Consider the following 18,740-nt stretch of genomic DNA (forward strand, 5'->3'; position numbering starts at 1 on the left):
GTTATGCCGGCACAAAAAACTGCTTACCGGAAAAACTTTTTGCTGATCATCATATTCCTGGTGCTCATATCCATAACATTTGTAGTAGCGCTTTTTATATCGTACAGCCTTACATCTAAATATGTCGAAAATGAGTTCTCGTCAAAAAAGGTAGATGTATTGGAACAAACGTTAAAGCCATACTACGATTTTTTCCAGAATAAGATCCCCGAGATACAATTTTACGGTGGCTTTTTAGATTCGGCTTCGGCCCGTAAATATGCGTCAACGGTTTTTAAAGAATACCGGTTTGTAAAAAAGATTGTTTTTTATGATGTGCAGATAGGTACCCGGGAGCCAGTGGTGCTACGGGCAAATAACCTTGATATTTCGGTAAAAGCTATTTACCTGTACGGCCAGGGCAAAAATAAAATATGGGGTGCAAGACAACGGCATATAGGCGATGAACCGGATTTTACAGCCATGGCGTCCAAATTGCGTAACTATATTGCATTTTCGGATACCACACGGTTGCCCAGCCAGGACGAGATGTATAAAACCTTCTGGGATGTAAAACCTAATAAAATTACCTACACCAATACTTTACGTCCCCTTGATGTTAAAAACTACCGCGAGCTGCTGCGGGGCAAAACAGTATCTGAACCGTATAAACAAAACATGATGACTTTTTACCTTGAGCCACTTTTGCTAAAGGTGAAAAATACCCATCATGAGCTTTACCAAAATGTATCTATCCAGCCGGTAGTTTATGACCCTATTGATAGCGAGGGCAACAAACTGGTAACCGAGGTTTCATTTCCTGGTGCTTTTTCTGATTACAAGTTGTTCTTCAGCTCGGAGCAGGGATACCTTACTGCCGAAACCAACCGGCGCTTTATGCCTATCGGGGCTGCAGTGTTAGTGATAACGCTTTTTTTGGTTGCTATAGGGTGGTTAATTTACCGCAACCTGAATGTGAATATCAAGCTGTTTAAACTACAGTACGATTTTATAAACAACTTTACCCATGAGTTTAAAACCCCGGTAAGCGTAATAAAAATTGCCGGGTCGAATTTAAAAGGCGATGGCGAGCTTACCGAACGGCAGCGCAAACATTACGGAAAAATTTTGGACGAAGAAGCAGATAAACTAAACGATTTGATGAACAAGTTGTTATCATTCACCCAGCTGGAAAATAAATCAATCAATATTAAAAAAGAGGAAATTGTAGTGAATGATTTTGTAGAGCGTTATATTGATACTTTTAAAATTAAATACCCAGACTTTAAATTGAATTATACCAGTAACGGTGTGCACACTTTTTATACCGACCCGGTGCTTTTGGGTAGTATATTTCAAAACCTGGTTGAGAACGCTTACAAGTATTCGCACCCCAAAAAAAAGGAACTTAACATCAATATCGTACAAAAAAAGGGAAATATTGTGTTCTCTTTTATAGATAAGGGGATAGGTATTCCCCGGCATGAACAGCACAATGTATTTAAGAAATTTTACAGGATAGAGAACCAATATAACCAAAACGGGAGCGTAGGTTTGGGTTTGGCATTTTGTAAAGAACTGGTTAATTTTATGGACGGCGAGATAACGGTGAACAGTAAGGTTAATGAAGGTTCGGAATTTATAGTTACGCTTCCAAACGAAAATTAAAGTATGAACAAAGAAATCAAAATTGCGCTGGTTGAAGATGACGAAAACCTGCGTTTCCTGGTTGCCGAACGTTTGCAAACCGAAGGTTACAAAGTGCTGGAAGCCGACAATGGCGAAGATGCGGAAACAATGATACTGGCCGAAAATCCTGATATTGTATTGCTCGACTGGATGCTGCCCGGCAAAACAGGGTCGGAGGTTTGCGGCAACATCAGGGAAAGCGGGTATGATAAATTGGTGATTATGATGACCGCCAAAGCCCAGGATGTTGATAAGATTGAAGCTTACAACTTTGGCGTATCAGACTATATCACTAAGCCATTTAACATGGACGTGCTTGTAGCTATGATTGACAGCAAAATTAAATTCAGCCTGAACAGTGAGAAGGCAGAATCGTACAAGTTTGCCAATATGGAGCACCTGCCTAATACCCACTTACTCATTCGTGATGGCCGTAAAATTGAACTTACCATATTAGAGAACCGGATACTACTATATTTCCTTAAAAATAAAAACAAGGTTATTAACCGCGAAGAGCTGATGATGGAAGTATGGGGCTACAACGCCGATGTAAATACCCGTACCCTGGATATGCACATTGTGCGCCTGCGCAAAAAGATAGAAACAAATGCCGATTCGCCGCAATATCTACAAACTGTGCGGGGGATAGGTTATAAGTTTGTGTACAATCAGTAACGATTTCGAAATTGAGATGTTCGATTTCGGATTTGGAATTGAATAGACGTATGATAACGTCATTGCTTTTACAGGTAATGACGTGCCTATTTCCTGTAAACCCTGGCCACAATAAAATCGCCAAAAAAAGTTCGTTCGCTTTTTGGAGAATAGTTGTTGCGATTAAAGCAAGCCTCAATTTCCGGTAGCTTATTAGCTTCTATACCGTCAATAAGCCTGAAAAATAAAAACATGCTTTTTAAAAGGAAGGCCTGCCAGCATTTACCTTTTAATTGAAAATCGCAATTGAGCCAAAGTCCATTGGGTTTTAGTAACGTATGTATTTTATTAAATACCCTGTTTAATGTTCCTTCCGTAAAATTATCGAATAAAAAAGGAGTTATCACTACATCGAAGCCGGCGGGGAGGTTGACGCCCTCAATAACATCATTTATAAAAACAATCTCATTGCCGCCGGTATTCCTCTTTTTGGATAGCTGCATCATCCGTTTTGCTGCTTCTACATAGGTTATCTTTAACCCTGTTGGATGCAACTTTGTAATTTCGTCAAGTATCCAGCCTGTGCCTCCGCCAACTATGAGTATATTATTGTTGGGGCGAATGTGATCAATTAAATAAAGCTGCGTATTGATTATGGCTTTACCATAAACTAAACGCGAAAGGAAATCGTAAAATCCGGCCGAATTATTAAAGCTGGCAGCCATATCAATGGCTTTTGAAGATTAGGTTGACGGCTAACAGCACTACGTACTGAAGGACGAGCACACCATCCATAAAAAAGAAATAATAATACTCGTCTTTTTTCCAGGCCGATTTAAAGATAAGCCAGCCGGTTAAAAATACAGTCAATGTTAACGCAAAAAAATCGGGGCTAAATCCATTGTTCCTGAAAATAAACAGGAGAACCACGTAGCCGGCTAATAATACCTGGCAAAACAGGTATGCATTTTTTTCGCCCCAAACTACGGGGATGGTTTTCAGGCCCATTTTGCGGTCGTCAAAAAGGTCTCGGATATCAAAAGGTATAGTGAGTGCGCCTATGAATAAAAATCGTTTGGCTATTAGTATAGTAGTATCGCGCATGGATACACTGGCGGCATGGAAATGCATTGCCTCGAGTATAGGGAATAGCACGCAACTCATTGTCCATACCAGGGTAATAAGAAATGGTTTTAGGCCGGGTATATTACGCAGCCCGAATTTTTGCTCGCCTACAGCAAACAGGGGGAGGCCATATGCAAATGATAAAATACCCAGAAAAACCAGGAGGATTTTTGATTCAATGGTAATCAAAAAAAATAATGGAACCAGCGATAATAACGAAACTATGGTAAACGTAACCATAAGCCGGTAATGAGCAAAAAACCAGCGTACACGTTTATAAGGCGATGTTTCGGGTTTTTGAGGTTTGGTTATAATAATACAGAAGTTATATATTCCTAATGTAGAAGTAAACAGCAAACCCAATACCGGCAACACCGGTTTTGACCCTATTAAGTGGAATGTTACCAAGGCTTGTGCTACCGCACAAAGCGACATGAAGATATTACTGAACAGCAGAAAATCAAAAACAGACTGAAGCGTTCTTTTCATTGGTAATGAATGTGCCTGGGGCATATGTTATGTAAGCTTACCCGAAGGAGCATGCCCGGCTTTTAATGTAAATATCGTAATCTCTGGTAATATTCCAACCCTGCCGTACAAACCAACAAAGCCATAACCTACATTTACATATAATTGTTGGCTGCCTTGCTGGTAGTGGCCCGCCCATTCGTTATAAACGTATTTTATTGGGCTCCACTGAAAGTCGTTTGTACGTACACCAAATTGCATACCATGCGTATGGCCCGAGAACATGACATCAATTTGCGGGTAATCTTTTAAAACCTGTGCCCGCCAGTGCGAAGGATCATGTGATAGCAGAAGTTTTACTGGCAGATCATCGGTGTTTTTGGTAGCCAGCTCCATGCGGCCATATTTAGGGAAGCGGCTGTGCAGGCTCCAGTTTTCGATGCCGAGGATGCCGATTTCTTCACCATTTATTTTAAGGCGGCGATTCTCGTTGCGCAATAAATCCCAGCCCATGTTTTTGTGGGTAAGTATCAGATCCTGGTGATCCTTTATTTTATCTGCTGCATTTGGCCAGTCGCCATAATCCCCGTAATCGTGATTACCGAAAGATGAGTATACGCCAAGTGGCGCCTTCACTTTGCTGAAAATATCCTGGTAATCCCTCATTTCGTTGGCCTGGCCATTAACCAGGTCGCCGGTAAAAAATATAAAATCAGGCTTCTCTTTCAAAAGCATTTCTACCCCGCCCAGTACCGCTTTTTTATTGTAAAAACTTCCGGAATGAATATCAGAAATTTGACCCAGTTTAATGCCGTCAAATGCCTTTGGCAAATTGGGCAGGTATAGGGTTTGATAGCGTACATGATAATCATATAAGCCCTTGGCCATATTTATTTTTATAGCAGCCAACGGAATAGCCCCGGCAAGCAACCCCGCCTTTAGTAAAAACTCTGACCGTGGAATGTTTTCCGGAGGAACGAGCGCATTATAGTCGGATGTTTGATTTTTAAACCTGTTTTTACGCCATGCCAGCAAACGTTTGATATCATCAATAATCAGGAACGGTAAAAATGTGAGTTTGCCAATAAATAGCAGCGAAAATATGAGCAGGCCCGCTGCACGAACGCCAAGGCCTGCAAAATGTACATAAACACCGGTAAGTAAGCCGAAAATAACAATAAGGCAAGCTGCCCAGTATAAAAAGGTAAATACTTTTTTTCGTAAAAAATGCCATTTCTGGAAAGCTCCACGAATGCCGTTTAATACATAAAGGTCAATTAGCAAAAGTGCCGAAATGATTAATATGATATTAAGTGCCTGTTCCGTCATCTATAGCAAAGGTATCAATATTAAAGTTTTTTTGTGATTGAATAAAAGCTAATCTGGTGTAGTTTGGCAAATCGGCAGGGCATTAAGCCTTCCAGGAGCAATTTGGGAATAATGTATTCTTTTATATTTGATGATGCACAAAAGTAAACCACCTGTTACCGGGAAATATATAGATCCCCTGGTAGATTTTGCCTTTAAAAAGATATTTGGAAGTGAACCTAATAAGGATTTGCTCACTGCTTTTTTAAACGAAGTTTTTAGAGGACGCAAACACATTGTTGATTTGGTTTATAATAAGAATGAGCATCCGGGAGATTTAAAAGATGAAGGTGCTGCTATATTCGATTTACTTTGTACCGGTGCGGACGGCGAGCAATTTTTGATAGAGGTACAAAGAGGACGGCAAGGATATTTTAAGGAAAGAGCTTTATTTTACACCAGCCGCTTAATAAGCAACCAGGCACCAAAAGGCAGACGGAGCGATTGGGCTTATAATTTGACGGAAGTATATCTGGTTGCTTTGTTGGAGGATTTCACATTAGAGATTGATACTGAGCTTGGTTACTTACACGATATTTGCCTGTGTAACAGGGAGACCGGTAAAATATTTTACGATAAACTGGGTTATACATATATTGAATTGAGTAGATTTGTAAAAACGGAGACCCAGTTGGAAACCGATTTAGACAAATGGCTGTATGTTTTAAAAAACATGAGTCAAATGGATAAGATTCCGGTTTATTTAAGGAAACCGATATTTGAAAAACTATTTAACATAGCGGAATATACTAACCTGAGCAAGGAGGAAAAAACGATGTACGATAGCAGCTTAAAATACAAATGGGACAATAAAAATGTACTGGATTATGCTTTAAATGAAGGTAGAGAGGCTGGCAGACAGGAGGGTATTAAAGAGGGTAGGCAGGAAGGCATTAAAGAAGGCATGGAAAGGGGTAAATATGAAGAAGCCATTGCAATTGCCAGTGAAATGAAAAAGGAGGGCTTCCCGGCAGTTCAAATAGCAAAGTTCACTAAACTATCAATTGAAGAGATAGAAAAGCTTTAGTTTATATATTGGAAAACATGTAAATTAAAAAACCTGCAACTTGTAAAGTTTGCAGGTTTTTTATTGGATTTAAAGGGCTGATAATTTAATCCTTCCCCAGCATCCAAATAATGCTATATCTAAAGTTGTAGAACGCTAAATTTTTTTCAATTATTTAATAACGGTCATCATCCAAATCAAGATCGTCTTCGTCAGGTTGCAGGTTAAACAAACTGTTAAACATATCCGAAAATGCAAAACCATTATCCAGAAATCCTTTGTTTAATTGCGAAAATTCAGACAGGCCGTGCAACACAAACTCCATCAGCAATAAAGTTTGGTTTTCGCTCAGGCGCGGATGCAGTTTTTTCACCAGGTCTTTTAAGCCAGCCACTTCAGATAATTCTCTTTTATAGTCAATTGCCGACATGTCATCAACTAAAGCAAGGTTATTGCCCTCGCCAAACCAATTGATAATGCTGGCATAAGGATTTACTCCTTTAGCCTTTTTAGCCTTTTCAGGGTCGGGGAAAAACGTTAGCAACAGTGTTTTAATAGCTTTACCTATCAGGATGTTGGCCACTTTGCCGGGGCCTTCCAACTCGCCCTCGTAAACCAATTCAATTTTGCCGGTTATGGCCGGGATAACACCCAAAAAGTCGGTAATGCGTACAAAGGTGCCAGGTTCATGGTTCATGATCATCCGGCGTTCGGCATTACTAACCAGGTTTTCATAAGCCGATATGGTTAAGCGCGCCGATACGCCCGATTTTTTGTCGATATACTCGGAGTTGCGGGCCTCAAAAGCAATTTGCTCAATAAGGTCTTTTACCAGGTCATCGGCTTCAACGGTGTTACGTTGCTCGTCAGTCAACGATGCTTCCTGCTGGGTGATCTTTCTTGAAATTTCAACCGTACGCGGGTAGTGCGTTAATATCTGGCTTTCAATCCTGTCTTTCAACGGCGTAACAATGGAACCACGGTTGGTATAATCTTCAGGGTTGGCTGTAAATACAAACTGGATATCTAAAGGCAGTCGCAACTTAAAACCGCGTATCTGGATATCTCTTTCCTGTAAGATATTGAATAGCGATACCTGGATACGTGCCTGCAAATCGGGCAATTCGTTAATCACGAATATACCGCGGTGTGCACGCGGGATTAATCCAAAGTGGATAACACGCTCGTCAGAATAGGTTAGTTTTAATGTGGCGGCTTTAATAGGGTCCACATCGCCAATTAAATCGGCTACAGTAACATCGGGCGTAGCGAGTTTTTCGGTGTAACGCTCTGAGCGGTGAATCCAGCCAATTGGCGTTTCGTCTCCTTTTTCTTCGATAACACTATGGCCGTACCACGATATTGGATTATACGGATCGTCAAACAGATCTGATCCTATAATATAGGGCACATATTCATCAAGTAAATTGATTAGCAAACGCGCTATACGGGTTTTTGCCTGGCCACGTAAGCCAAGCAGTAAAATATTGTGGCGCGATAAAATGGCTGTTTGCAAATCGGGTATTACTGTATCCTCAAAACCGATGATACCTGCAAATCCACCTTCACGTTTTTTAAGCTGTTCTATAAGGTTGGCGCGCAATTCGTCCTTAACCGAACGGCTTTTATAACCGCTTTTTTTTAGCTGACCGAGGTTTTTTATATCTAATAATTTACTCATTGTTGAATTTGAAAATTTGTGGATTTGAAGATTTGAAAATGGAAACCCCATGATCTTCAAATTGCCAGCTGATGTCTTTATTTTATTGGGGAAGTTATGTCTGTCGAAATTGAAAAATAACATTTTCAAATCTTCAAATTAACACATCTTCAAATTAGCGTACCGTTTTTCTTCTGTTCTTAATATAATCTTCAAAAATATACTCACCTAAGCCATTCAGCGAACTGTAAAAGGCCTTGCCGCCATTAGTCTCTGTAAATTTACGCACAAACTGTTGCAGGTAAGGGTCTTTGGCTATCATAAAGGTGGTGATAGGTATTTTTAGGCGCTTGCATTGTGCTGCCATGTTCAGGGTTTTGTTAACCACTTTTCTATCCAGGCCGATGCTGTTTTTATAATACCTGGTACCTTCTTTTAAGCAGGTGGGCTTACCATCGGTAATCATAAATATCTGCTTATTGTGTGTTTTACGGCGGCGCAGCAAATCTGTTGCCAGTTCGAGCCCAGCATAGGTATTGGTATGGTAAGGGCCAACCTGCAGGTATGGCAAATCCTGTAGCGTTATGGGCCAGGCATCATTACCAAAAACAACAATATCCAACGTATCCTTGGGGTATTTGGTGCGGATGAGCTCTGCCAAAGCCATGGCTACCTTTTTGGCCGGGGTTATCCTGTCCTCGCCGTAAAGGATCATGGAGTGCGAGATATCTATCATCAACACAGTAGAGGTAAGCGTTTTATAATCCATTTCCTCTACTTCCAGATCGCGCTCGGTCATCATAAAATCGCCGATACCGTGGTTAACCTGTGCGTTATGGATAGATTGGGTCATATCTATCTGATCCAGGCTGTCGCCAAACTCAAACTCCCGGCGTTCGGCGTTTTTTTCATCCCCCTGCCCTGATTGTGGCGAGCGGTGATTTCCTTTGCCCGATTTTTTTAGCTTGCCAAAAATCTCTTCTAATGCCGATTGGCGGATGCTTTGTTCGGTTTTAGCCGTGATATTAAAACCACCGGTTTGCTGGTCGTCGCTTAAATATCCCTTTTGCTTAAGTTCGTCAATAAAATCGCCCATACCATAATCATCGTTGGTAAGGTTGTATTGTTTATCAAGTTCGTTTAGCCAGGCTAAAGCTTCGCCTGCATCGCCCGATGTATAATTGAGCAACTCGAGGAATAATTTCAGTAATTCTTCAAATCCGCCTTTAGGGATCTGGTTGGGGGTGAACCTGGAAAATCCAAAACCACGCATATTTTGTCCTTTCTGTACTATAAAGGAACGGATAATTTTCAGGAAAAGTTTGAGGCGGCCGGGATTAAAACAAATTGTTAGGTAAGTATGACAAATGAGTATTGAGTAGTAAGTAACGAGTGTTGAGTTTTATAAACACCGCAAAAAATGTAGGTTTGTAAAACTCAATACTTGAAACTCATAACCCATTACCATTGCTATATATACACCAAACTATTTAAAAGCTCGGTGGGATATATAGGATTGGCGCCGCGCTGGCTGGCAACATAGGCACCAACAGTACACGCTTTATCAACAACCGTTTGCATTGGGTGATTGGCCAGCAACCCTGCCACAAAAGTGGCCAGGAAGGCATCGCCCGCACCTACCGAATCACCAACTTTTACGGGACATCCGGGACTCTCATAAAACTCATAATCGTGCCACACTATAGCGCCATGCTCTCCCCGGGTTACGCAGATGGTGCGGTTATGGTATTTGGAGCGAAATTCGGTTATCTGGTCGCGTAACGAACTACTGCTGCCGCCAATTAACAGGTTGGCCTCATCTTCGTTCATTTTCACTACATCGGCACGGGCTACCAGTGTTTCGATAGTGGATAGTGTGTAGTGCGGCGGACGCAGGTTTACATCAAATATTTTAAGAGCATCCGTTTCGTCGAGCAGGTTGAGCAATGTTTCGCGCGTTTGGGTGGAGCGGCAGGCCAGGCTGCCGTAAACAATGGCGGCCGAGTTTTTAGCCGCCGCGTTTAGCGCATCGGTTGTTTCGATATAATCCCATGAAACCGGCTCGGGGATGATGTAGGTAGCCTGGTTATTTTCGTCAAGCTGCACGGTAACCTCACAGGTTGGGTATTCATCCTCTTGCTGGATGAGGTCGGAATACAGTCCGTTCGACTTCAGGAATTCAATCAGCATGTCGCCACTGTTATCCAAGCCAACCGAACTTGCAAAGGCAACCTTTACGCCTTGCTGTACCAGGTGCCTGGCCACATTCATAGGCGCGCCGCCTGCTTTTTTACCATCGCCAAAAGCGTCCCATAAAACTTCGCCGAAGCTTAATACCTGATTTTTCATAAAAGAGATTTTTTTAAGGGAGTAAACTCAAATATAGCAGGATTTTTTACACGGTTTAAGAATTTAGCAGCATTTTACGTGAAAAACACACCTAAGTGGGTTAACATAACTTAACACATTTCGGATAAAGTATTTACAAATACTTATCTATCAATATCTTATGTTTACACTATGGTTAACACTAAACAAGGTGTTGTTTGATGCTTATATGGGGCACAATCCAGCCTCATTTCTACCAACGAGGCATATGGAAAACAATCAGCGTCTGGCCTTAAAACTGGTAGTAGGGCTTAATCATTAAATAAACTATTACGCCGGTAACTGTTACAAACAGCCATATCGGAAAAGTCCAGCGTACCAGTTTGCGGTGTTTTTCAACCTGCATTTGCAGGCCCCGGTAAAAACTCAGTAATATTAGTGGCAATACCCCCGCCGCCAATATAATGTGCGGTGTTAAGATAGAGAGATACAATGTACGCATCCCCCCTACCTGGGCACGTTCCGAATCGGAAAGGACGCCATCAAAGTTGGCATCGCCATACAACGTATCGTGGCGCATGAGGTAGTGAAACAGGATATAGGATACCAGGAAGGTTGACGATAAACAAAACGTGAGGATATTAAGCCGTTTATGCACTGTTATATTGCCTTGCTTAATAAAGTATAAGGATAGCAATAAAAGCACGGTACAGGTGCCGTTTAATACCGCGTTAAGCATAGGCAGGTATGGTGTAAATGCGGGTGCTACCGCCGGGCCCGGAATAAGGTGCCTGTTTAACACAACAACTACGGCTATTACAAATATGGTAACGGCTGCAACAAAACGAAGTATAAATTTATCGGTCATATCTGTTAATATAAGGCTTTATCAACTTTACGCAGCTCTTCGGCTATCAGCACCTTTATCTCGTCATTCAGGCGGTTTACATCATTGGTGTTGGCTCCTGAATAATAACCACGGATGTGCTTGTCCTGGTCAATCAATATCAGCTTGTCACTGTATATAAAATCGTCTTTGCCTGTTTGTACTGCATCAACCAAAAAGCCTTTGCGGGCCAGGTTATATACTGATGTGGTATCGCCGGTTAAAAACACCCAACGGTTTGATTCGGGTTTAAAACTTTGCAGGTATTTTTTTAAAACATCCGGTGTATCCAGGTCAGGGTCAACCGTGATTGATGTAAAATACACCATCTTGTTTTTCCAATAAGTACCTACAAGGTAACTAAGATTATTATTGATGGTGCGGCAAACGGTAGGGCAATGGGTATAAAAAAAACTCGCCACAAATATCTTTCCTTTAAGGTTGGCCTCCGTAAAGGTTTTACCATCCTGGTCGGTTAGTTTAAATGAGGGCAGCTGGTAGTAATTGGTATCGGGGATATCCTTACCGTGAAACCGGTGGCTGGTTTTGGCTACCTCCTTTGGGCCAAAATGGGCAAGCGGCTTATACCGGTTTTTGCCTTTAGCGGTTAGTAAATAATACAAAAATCCTGGTACTGCTAATATGAGCACCAGGACTGTAATTTTTTTCCAGATGGCAGTTTTCATTACCCCCGAAGATCAATCCAGTGATGGCTCTCGTTAGTAAGCACCAGGATTAAACCGATTATAAATAAAATTGGGACAATAATAGCTAAAGCCAAACCAAGCTTTTCGAACTTTAAGTGCATAAAGTAAGCAACAATGTAAAACGCTTTAAACAGTGTTAATACAATGTACACAGGATTAGCAAAATGTATCGGAAGGATACCTTTGGGCACCAGGTATAAAGCGATAATAAATTCAACCGCTGTAATAGCTGACAATATAAGGGCAACTTTTACTATTCTCCCCCTAGTCATTGATTGATGATCGCCAGCCTCGTGGTGAACTTCGTGTGATTCTGTTGACATATATGTAATATTTTTAAACTAAGTAAAAGAAGGTAAACACAAATACCCAAACAAGGTCTACAAAGTGCCAGTAAAGGCCAACCTTCTCAATCATCAAGTAGCTGCCTCTTTTTTCGTAGGTGCCTAACAATACGTTAACAGTAATGATGATGTTGATGATAACTCCTGTAAATACGTGGAAACCATGGAAACCGGTGATGGTGAAAAACAGGTTGGCAAACTCCTGCGCGGTCATATGCCTTGCCGCTTCGGTACCGCCTTCATTGAAGAATTTACCTAACTCATCTAACGCAGGCGTACTACCCCACCAAAATCCTTCATGATGTAAGTGAGCCCACTCTAATGCCTGGCAACCCAGGAACATAAAACCACCAATAACTGTGGCTATCATCCACCAAACAACTTCCTTTTTTGCGTTACGATGACCAGCCTCAACAGCTAATACCATAGTAACAGAACTAAGGATAAGTATAAAGGTCATGATACCCACGAAAACTAACGGGGCGCCGCTATCAAGCAAGCCAGGTACCGATTGGAAAACTTTATCTGCTGCCGGCCAAACACTTGCGCTGAACCGAAGTGAACCGTAAGAAATTAATAATGACGAAAAGGTAAATGCATCCGAAAGGAGAAAAAACCACATCATAATTTTTCCGTACTCAACATTGAAGGGAGACCTCCCTCCAGACCACGGAGTTGTTTTTACTTCATCAATTTGTGATACTGTTGTACTCATTTGTACTTAAATAATGGTGTGTTAATTTTGGTTCAAAAGTAAAAAAACATACAGATAAATCCATATAATTCCGAGAAAATGCCAAAAAATAGAAGTCATTTGCATTTTATACAGGTTACGTACCTGCGGAACACTTCTGTATGTACCCCAAAGGGTGCTCAATAATAGTAATATAGCTGCAACAATGTGTAACAGGTGTGTACCTGTAAATATATAAACAAATGAACGCGATGCATTAGGATCAGTTAAATACACGTTCATTTTATAAGTTAACACGTACCAGCCATAAACCTGGATGGCAAAAAAAGCTGCACCCAATAAAAACGTTAGCCATAAATACAGTTGCTGTACGCCAACCTGCATGTTTTTTGCTGCCCTTTGTGCTAAAAACAAGGTACCGCTACTCATAATAATAACCGCTGTGCTGTACATAAACGCACTTGGCATAATTACGTTAAGCCCATGCCCTTTGCCCCCGCTGTAAACTATAAACCCGCTGGTTAAAGCCGCAAAAAACATAAACGAAGTGAATATGAATATCCACATGTTGAATTTTTTGGGTTCCAGATCAAGCCTGTCGGGATTTTTTTGAATCGAAGCCATCATACTTTCACTTTCCTATAAAATCAAATAAAAACATTAATTGTACTATGGGCAAATACATAAACGAGCCAAACATTAATTTACGGGCCGCCTCAATTTGCTGTGTACGCAACAGGTTATAAGCCTGGTATAAAAAAATAACACTGCATGTTAATGATACTGCTCCAACATAGTAACCACCATAATGGTAAATGGTTGGCAATAAACTTACCGGTACCAATATCAGTGTAAATATAAAGGTAATTACCGCACTTCCTAAATTGCGGTTGCCCGTAGGCAACAGCCTGAAACCAGCCAGTTTATAATCATCATCCAACACCCAGGCAATAGCCCAAAAATGCGGAAACTGCCATACAAACTGGATAGCAAATAAAATCAGCGCTATCTCATCAATGCGACCGTGTTGTTGGGCGGCTACATATCCAATAAGCGGTGGCAATGCGCCGGGTATTGCCCCTACAAATACCGCTATGGGCGATTCACGTTTCAGCGGTGTATAAACAAATGCATATAACAATATCGAAAATACCGATAACAAGCCCGTGAGCAGGTTAAGGCTGCCTAACAAATAGGTTCCGGCCATACCCATGCCCAGGCTTAAAACCAGGGCTTGCCCGTTGGTCATTTTACCTGAGGGTAATGGCCTGTCCATTGTCCGTTTCATCAGCTTATCCAGGTCCTTCTCAATAATCTCGTTAAACCCATTGGCTGCCGATGTAACCAGGAACCCGCCTATAATAAGCTTAACCCAGTTAACCCAATTAATACCATTTACCCAATGTGCATGATTGTTGGCCATGCTACCTATCAAAAACGAGATCGAAGCAGAAAACGTAACCAAAAAGGTAAGCCGTAATTTAATCAGTTTTGAATAATCGCTCCATTTCATTTGCTTACCCCCCTAACATTAACCGATTGATGTAAATTCAACAGCAAATAAAACTGCGCCCCGAATATTAAACTTGCCAATACAATATGTGCTGCCTGCGCTACCGGTGGCAAGGCCGAATACGAAAGCAAAATGCCGGTAACAATCTGCAGCATAATCATTAAAAAATTAAAGCTCATCAGCTGCTGATGGATTGAATGCCGGTTAAACTTTTTACGGATTAATGCATATAACACCACGTTTATCACAAAAACTAAAATTGCCAAATCGCGATGGTGTGTAAAAATCTCGCCTGCCCCTTTTATCCAGTTATTACGATAACCTCCTTGAAAATGGGCAGCTACGGCGTCTATCTTCTCCCTTACTTCAGTACCGAATGTTATTTGCAAAACGCTTAATACCAATGCTGCCAATGTTATAATGTATATAACCGGGCTTGTATTTAACTTACCATTGCCATAAACCCGGGCCAGGTGATAAGTATAAATACATACAGCAAGTATGGCCAACGCTAATAACATATGCACTGTAACTATCCATGCCACCAGGTTAGTTGATACCACGATAGAACCAAGCCAGGCCTGGAAAACAACCAGGATCAAATTAAATATGCTTAATAAGGTAATTTTCTTATCTATTCTCCAATATCCAAATGAGTAAACGGCCGATAGCAACAAAAATATTCCTGATACTGCACCGATTAGGCGGTTCACATATTCTGTCCAGGTTTTGCCGGCATTAAACTCCTCGGGTACCAGGATCGACCTGTCTTCACGAATCCGGCGGGCCAGTTCACTGTAACCAAAAACATCCAGTGTTTTGGCAAAACGCTGATTTTTGGCCAGCCGCTTTTCAACATAGGTTTGCTTATAATCCTTAGGCAAATCGGCACTGCTTGTTGGCGGGATATAACGGCCAAAACATTTAGGCCAATCAGGGCATCCCATGCCCGAACCTGAACTACGTACAACGCCGCCCGCAAGTATCAAAACAAAAAGTAAAACGATTGTTATGAGGCCTGTTTTTTGAAAACGCTTGTTGGGTGCGGCTGTATTCATTTAAAATATCTTCTAAAAATTTAGGGTACCATCTTTATTTGAAAATTTGAGAATTTGAAAATTTGAAGATGTAATATTTTCAAATTCTCAAATTTTCAAATCCTCAAATTTAGCCCGGTACCCTAAAAGATCAGATCAGTATTAAGATTCTTTTGGTGATTCGCTGTCGTTTGCTTTCAGCTTGTCGTTAAATTTTTTCAACTCATCCATACCGGCAGGGTTATCTTCAAAATCATGCGGCAGGTTAGAGCTCATGGTTTGAGAGAAAGGTACTGTTTGTGGTATATAATCCTCTTCGGCACCAGGCTTGCTGTAATCATATGGCCAACGGTAAACAGTAGGTATTTCGCCGGGCCAGTTGCCATGCAAATGCTCTACAGGTGCTGTCCACTCCAGGGTGTTTGACTGCCATGGGTTTTGCGTGGTTTTTTTACCTGCAAATATCGATACAATAAAGTTATATATGAAAGCCACCTGTGCCAAAGCTGCCATGATAGCCGCCCATGTAATAAACGTATTTATAGTTAACCATTTTTGCATCGACGCAAACTCGGTGAACGCGTAGTAACGACGGGGAACGCCATCCAGACCCATAAAGTGCATAGGGAAGAACACCAGGTAAGCGCCAATGAAAGTTAACCAGAAGTGCAGGTAACCTAACTTCTCGTCCATCAGTTTACCAAACATTTTAGGGAACCAGTGGTAAACACCGGCAAGCATACCAAATATAGCTGCCGAACCCATTACCAGGTGGAAGTGGGCAACAACAAAGTAAGTATCGTGCAGGTTGATATCCAAAGCAGCGTTACCCAGGAAGATACCTGTTAAACCACCAGAGATAAAGAATGACACCATCCCGATAGCGAACAACATGGCAGGTGTAAACCTGATGTTACCGCGCCATAGTGTGGCCAGCCAGTTAAAAGTTTTTACCGCAGATGGCACCGCGATGATCAACGTAGTGATCATGAACACACCACCAAGAAACGGATTCATCCCGGTTACAAACATGTGGTGACCCCATACAATGAATGACAACACAGTAATACCTATCAGTGAGTAAACCATCGCATGGTAACCAAAGATTGGTTTACGTGAGTTTACCGACATAACCTCAGATGAGATACCCATTGCAGGCATAATAACGATATATACCTCCGGGTGACCCAGGAACCAGAATAAATGCTGGAACAGGATTGGGCTACCACCTTCATAAGGTTGTTGCACGCCGTTCAATACAATGTCAGATAAGTAGAAGCTGGTACCAAAGCTACGGTCAAATATCAGCAACACCACACCTGCAACAAGTACCGGGAATGCAAGGATACCTAATATAGCAGTAAGGAATAAAGCCCAGATAGTTAAAGGCATTTTCCAAAGGTCCATCCCTTTTGTACGCATGTTTAATACGGTACTTACGTAGTTGATGCCACCCATTAATGATGATGCAACAAACATTACCATACTAATTAACCACAATGTCATACCCATACCTGAACCTGGCATCGCTTTCGGCAAAGCAGATAACGGCGGGTAAATTGTCCAGCCACCGCTTGCAGGGCCGCTTTGAACAAAAAATGACGATAACATAACCACGCTGGCCATAAAGAAGAACCAATACGATAGCATGTTCATGAAAGGCGAAGCCATATCACGCGCACCGATCTGCAAAGGGATCAATAAGTTGGCAAAGGTACCGCTCAAGCCGGCAGTTAATACAAAGAATACCATGATAGTACCGTGAATGGTAACCAGCGACAGGTAAAACTCGGTACTGATACGGCCATTAGGTGCAAAGTGACCCAGTAAAGTTGTTAATAAAGGGAATGTTTTATCTGGATAAGCCAGTTGGATCCTGAAAAGGATTGATAAAATCATTGCGATAACCGCCATAGTAATACCTGTGATAAGGAATTGCTTGGCGATCATTTTGTGATCCATGCTAAATATGTATTTAGACACGAAAGTTTCGTTATGGTGATGTTCGTGACCGTGTTCGTCGTGGTGTGCTACTACGTGATCGTGAACTGCTACTGTTGACATAATCGCTCTTTTATCTTATATTAATTATTTAACGCTAACCTGTTTTGTGACACTGCTTTTTGCGGCTCCGCATCAGCGAAATGCAACTCCTTTTTTAACCCATCGGTTAAATAAGGTTTTTGGTGCGACAACCATTCCAGGTATTCGGCTTCTGAAACTACACGTACAACTTTTTGCATGTTGTAGTGACCACCACCACAAATTTTATTACAGTATACTAAATATTCAAATTTCGGGTCATCAAGTTTATGACGCATATCTGCAGTAGTAATGGTCGGGGTAAACTTAAAGTATGTTGGTAATCCCGGAACAGCGTTTAACTGCACCCTGAAGTGCGGCATATAAACACTATGGATTACATCCTGTGCCTGTATGTTCAATTTAATCGACCTGTTTACCGGCAGATACATCGTATCGGCAGATAAATCATCAAAACTGCTTTTCTTTGTAAAATCAACGCCCAACTTGTTTGAAGCGGTTGTAAGCTTAAAGCTCTTAGGGCCTAACTTGCCATCTTTACCTGGGTAACGTAATTCCCATGCAAACTGGTGACCGGTGATGTCAATATTGATAGAAGCTACCTCGCCTTTGGCATCGGTATCATCCATAATTTTTTGCCAGGTAAAGAAACCAAACACAACCAGGATAGTAAGCACTATAGCCGGCACAATTGTCCATACTTTTTCAATGGTATTGTTGTGCGGCAAAAAGTGTGCACGGCGTTTATCAGAATGACGGTACTTAAACAGGAATCCGAACAACAGTATCTGGGTGATAAAGAAAACGATCATGGTTAAAATAGTAGTAACCGTGAACATTTCATCAATTTTTACACCGTGGATTGACGCTGCTTCGGGCAATGTCATGCTGCCTTGAACAGTAAACGACCAATATGCGCCATATAAACCTGCAAGCAGGAATACAAGGCAAATAACGCCCATTACATTGTTCCACTTTAAACCTTTTTTACCCTGAATTTTAAGGGTAAGGTCATAGATCTTTAAAATTTTACCTATTACAGCTACACCAAGGCATATCAGAAAAAATATCAGCACATAATAGGCAACACCCGTCCAGTCAACCTGGTTGGCATCTTCGCCTGTACCGGCTGCGGCAGCCGGAGTTTGCGCCATCAGCAGGTTTGTGCCAAAAAGCATAAACGCTGCAAAAAACGATAGTATGGTTTTAGAATTTATTAATTTTTTGAATGCCATTTTA

18 protein-coding genes are annotated in these 18,740 nt (G+C 41.4%); 3 read left to right on the forward strand and 15 right to left on the reverse strand.

Features of this window, described 5'->3' with window-relative positions; all coding sequences use genetic code 11:
* Positions 1–3 precede the first annotated feature (3 nt).
* Positions 4–1,647 (forward strand): sensor histidine kinase, encoded by a 1,644-nt coding sequence (locus FSB76_RS08865; protein ID WP_147053234.1) that lies wholly within the window; start codon positions 4–6, stop codon positions 1,645–1,647.
* Positions 1,648–1,650: 3 nt separating this feature from the next.
* Entirely contained in the window at positions 1,651–2,343 is a 693-nt protein-coding gene (locus FSB76_RS08870) for a response regulator transcription factor (protein ID WP_147053235.1), read from the forward strand.
* Positions 2,344–2,429: 86 nt separating this feature from the next.
* Here the strand turns inward: FSB76_RS08870 and FSB76_RS08875 are convergent, their stop codons facing one another.
* The 3 genes from FSB76_RS08875 to FSB76_RS08885 are packed head-to-tail and all read right to left on the reverse strand — an operon-like array spanning position 2,430 to position 5,244.
* Entirely contained in the window at positions 2,430–3,047 is a 618-nt protein-coding gene (locus FSB76_RS08875; protein ID WP_147053236.1) for a class I SAM-dependent methyltransferase, read from the reverse strand.
* A gap of 1 nt (position 3,048) precedes the next feature.
* The gene (locus FSB76_RS08880) at positions 3,049–3,936 is read right to left on the reverse strand and encodes a UbiA prenyltransferase family protein (protein WP_225976457.1); all 888 of its coding nucleotides are present in this window, start codon (positions 3,934–3,936) and stop codon (positions 3,049–3,051) included.
* Between the two features lie 27 nt (positions 3,937–3,963).
* Entirely contained in the window at positions 3,964–5,244 is a 1,281-nt protein-coding gene (locus tag FSB76_RS08885) for a metallophosphoesterase (RefSeq protein WP_147053237.1), read from the reverse strand.
* A 133-nt stretch (positions 5,245–5,377) separates the two neighbouring features.
* Between FSB76_RS08885 and FSB76_RS08890 the strand changes: the two genes are divergently transcribed.
* Positions 5,378–6,310, forward strand: a complete 933-nt coding sequence (locus tag FSB76_RS08890; protein ID WP_147060924.1) for an Rpn family recombination-promoting nuclease/putative transposase — start codon at positions 5,378–5,380, stop codon at positions 6,308–6,310.
* A 154-nt stretch (positions 6,311–6,464) separates the two neighbouring features.
* Here the strand turns inward: FSB76_RS08890 and FSB76_RS08895 are convergent, their stop codons facing one another.
* From FSB76_RS08895 to FSB76_RS08950, 12 genes are all read right to left on the reverse strand, one after another.
* Positions 6,465–7,970, reverse strand: a complete 1,506-nt coding sequence (locus FSB76_RS08895) for a sigma 54-interacting transcriptional regulator (RefSeq protein WP_147053238.1) — start codon at positions 7,968–7,970, stop codon at positions 6,465–6,467.
* A gap of 154 nt (positions 7,971–8,124) precedes the next feature.
* Entirely contained in the window at positions 8,125–9,222 is a 1,098-nt protein-coding gene (locus tag FSB76_RS08900) for a vWA domain-containing protein (protein ID WP_147053239.1), read from the reverse strand.
* Between the two features lie 197 nt (positions 9,223–9,419).
* Positions 9,420–10,298, reverse strand: coding sequence for a carbohydrate kinase family protein (locus FSB76_RS08905; RefSeq protein ID WP_147053240.1), 879 nt, complete (start codon positions 10,296–10,298; stop codon positions 9,420–9,422).
* Between the two features lie 271 nt (positions 10,299–10,569).
* Positions 10,570–11,145, reverse strand: coding sequence for a DUF420 domain-containing protein (locus FSB76_RS08910; protein ID WP_147053241.1), 576 nt, complete (start codon positions 11,143–11,145; stop codon positions 10,570–10,572).
* Positions 11,146–11,150: 5 nt separating this feature from the next.
* Positions 11,151–11,849 (reverse strand): SCO family protein, encoded by a 699-nt coding sequence (locus FSB76_RS08915; protein ID WP_147053242.1) that lies wholly within the window; start codon positions 11,847–11,849, stop codon positions 11,151–11,153.
* The gene (locus tag FSB76_RS08920) at positions 11,849–12,193 is read right to left on the reverse strand and encodes a cytochrome C oxidase subunit IV family protein (protein WP_147053243.1); all 345 of its coding nucleotides are present in this window, start codon (positions 12,191–12,193) and stop codon (positions 11,849–11,851) included. The genes FSB76_RS08915 and FSB76_RS08920 overlap by 1 nt, the downstream gene beginning before the upstream one ends.
* 13 nt (positions 12,194–12,206) lie before the next feature.
* A complete protein-coding gene (locus FSB76_RS08925) occupies positions 12,207–12,929 on the reverse strand; it encodes a cytochrome c oxidase subunit 3 (RefSeq protein WP_147053244.1) in 723 nt (240 codons plus the stop codon).
* 21 nt (positions 12,930–12,950) lie between these two features.
* On the reverse strand, positions 12,951–13,535 hold the full coding sequence (locus tag FSB76_RS08930) for a cytochrome c oxidase subunit 3 (protein ID WP_225976458.1): 585 nt from the start codon (positions 13,533–13,535) through the stop codon (positions 12,951–12,953).
* 4 nt (positions 13,536–13,539) lie between these two features.
* A complete protein-coding gene (gene cyoE / locus FSB76_RS08935) occupies positions 13,540–14,421 on the reverse strand; it encodes a heme o synthase (RefSeq protein ID WP_147053245.1) in 882 nt (293 codons plus the stop codon).
* Entirely contained in the window at positions 14,418–15,479 is a 1,062-nt protein-coding gene (locus tag FSB76_RS08940; RefSeq protein WP_147053246.1) for a COX15/CtaA family protein, read from the reverse strand. Before FSB76_RS08940 ends, cyoE begins: the two co-directional genes overlap by 4 nt.
* A 141-nt stretch (positions 15,480–15,620) precedes the next feature.
* Positions 15,621–17,420 (reverse strand): cytochrome c oxidase subunit I, encoded by a 1,800-nt coding sequence (locus tag FSB76_RS08945; protein ID WP_147060926.1) that lies wholly within the window; start codon positions 17,418–17,420, stop codon positions 15,621–15,623.
* 122 nt (positions 17,421–17,542) lie between these two features.
* The gene (locus tag FSB76_RS08950) at positions 17,543–18,736 is read right to left on the reverse strand and encodes a cytochrome c oxidase subunit II (RefSeq protein ID WP_147053247.1); all 1,194 of its coding nucleotides are present in this window, start codon (positions 18,734–18,736) and stop codon (positions 17,543–17,545) included.
* Between the last annotated feature and the right edge of the window lie 4 nt (positions 18,737–18,740).

The organism is Mucilaginibacter ginsenosidivorax (genome assembly GCF_007971525.1).
Taxonomy (GTDB): domain Bacteria; phylum Bacteroidota; class Bacteroidia; order Sphingobacteriales; family Sphingobacteriaceae; genus Mucilaginibacter; species Mucilaginibacter ginsenosidivorax.

Bases quoted from the DNA above. Each gene is read 5' to 3' on its own strand.
- FSB76_RS08865 (WP_147053234.1), top strand. From the start codon at position 4: ATGCCGGCACAAAAAACTGCTTACCGGAAAAACTTTTTGCTGATCATC.
- FSB76_RS08870 (WP_147053235.1), top strand. From the start codon at position 1,651: ATGAACAAAGAAATCAAAATTGCGCTGGTTGAAGATGACGAAAACCTG.
- FSB76_RS08875 (WP_147053236.1), bottom strand. From the start codon at position 3,047: ATGGCTGCCAGCTTTAATAATTCGGCCGGATTTTACGATTTCCTTTCG.
- FSB76_RS08880 (WP_225976457.1), bottom strand. From the start codon at position 3,936: ATGAAAAGAACGCTTCAGTCTGTTTTTGATTTTCTGCTGTTCAGTAAT.
- FSB76_RS08885 (WP_147053237.1), bottom strand. From the start codon at position 5,244: ATGACGGAACAGGCACTTAATATCATATTAATCATTTCGGCACTTTTG.
- FSB76_RS08890 (WP_147060924.1), top strand. From the start codon at position 5,378: ATGCACAAAAGTAAACCACCTGTTACCGGGAAATATATAGATCCCCTG.
- FSB76_RS08895 (WP_147053238.1), bottom strand. From the start codon at position 7,970: ATGAGTAAATTATTAGATATAAAAAACCTCGGTCAGCTAAAAAAAAGC.
- FSB76_RS08900 (WP_147053239.1), bottom strand. From the start codon at position 9,222: ATGCGTGGTTTTGGATTTTCCAGGTTCACCCCCAACCAGATCCCTAAA.
- FSB76_RS08905 (WP_147053240.1), bottom strand. From the start codon at position 10,298: ATGAAAAATCAGGTATTAAGCTTCGGCGAAGTTTTATGGGACGCTTTT.
- FSB76_RS08910 (WP_147053241.1), bottom strand. From the start codon at position 11,145: ATGACCGATAAATTTATACTTCGTTTTGTTGCAGCCGTTACCATATTT.
- FSB76_RS08915 (WP_147053242.1), bottom strand. From the start codon at position 11,849: ATGAAAACTGCCATCTGGAAAAAAATTACAGTCCTGGTGCTCATATTA.
- FSB76_RS08920 (WP_147053243.1), bottom strand. From the start codon at position 12,193: ATGTCAACAGAATCACACGAAGTTCACCACGAGGCTGGCGATCATCAA.
- FSB76_RS08925 (WP_147053244.1), bottom strand. From the start codon at position 12,929: ATGAGTACAACAGTATCACAAATTGATGAAGTAAAAACAACTCCGTGG.
- FSB76_RS08930 (WP_225976458.1), bottom strand. From the start codon at position 13,535: ATGATGGCTTCGATTCAAAAAAATCCCGACAGGCTTGATCTGGAACCC.
- cyoE (WP_147053245.1), bottom strand. From the start codon at position 14,421: ATGAAATGGAGCGATTATTCAAAACTGATTAAATTACGGCTTACCTTT.
- FSB76_RS08940 (WP_147053246.1), bottom strand. From the start codon at position 15,479: ATGAATACAGCCGCACCCAACAAGCGTTTTCAAAAAACAGGCCTCATA.
- FSB76_RS08945 (WP_147060926.1), bottom strand. From the start codon at position 17,420: ATGGATCACAAAATGATCGCCAAGCAATTCCTTATCACAGGTATTACT.
- FSB76_RS08950 (WP_147053247.1), bottom strand. From the start codon at position 18,736: ATGGCATTCAAAAAATTAATAAATTCTAAAACCATACTATCGTTTTTT.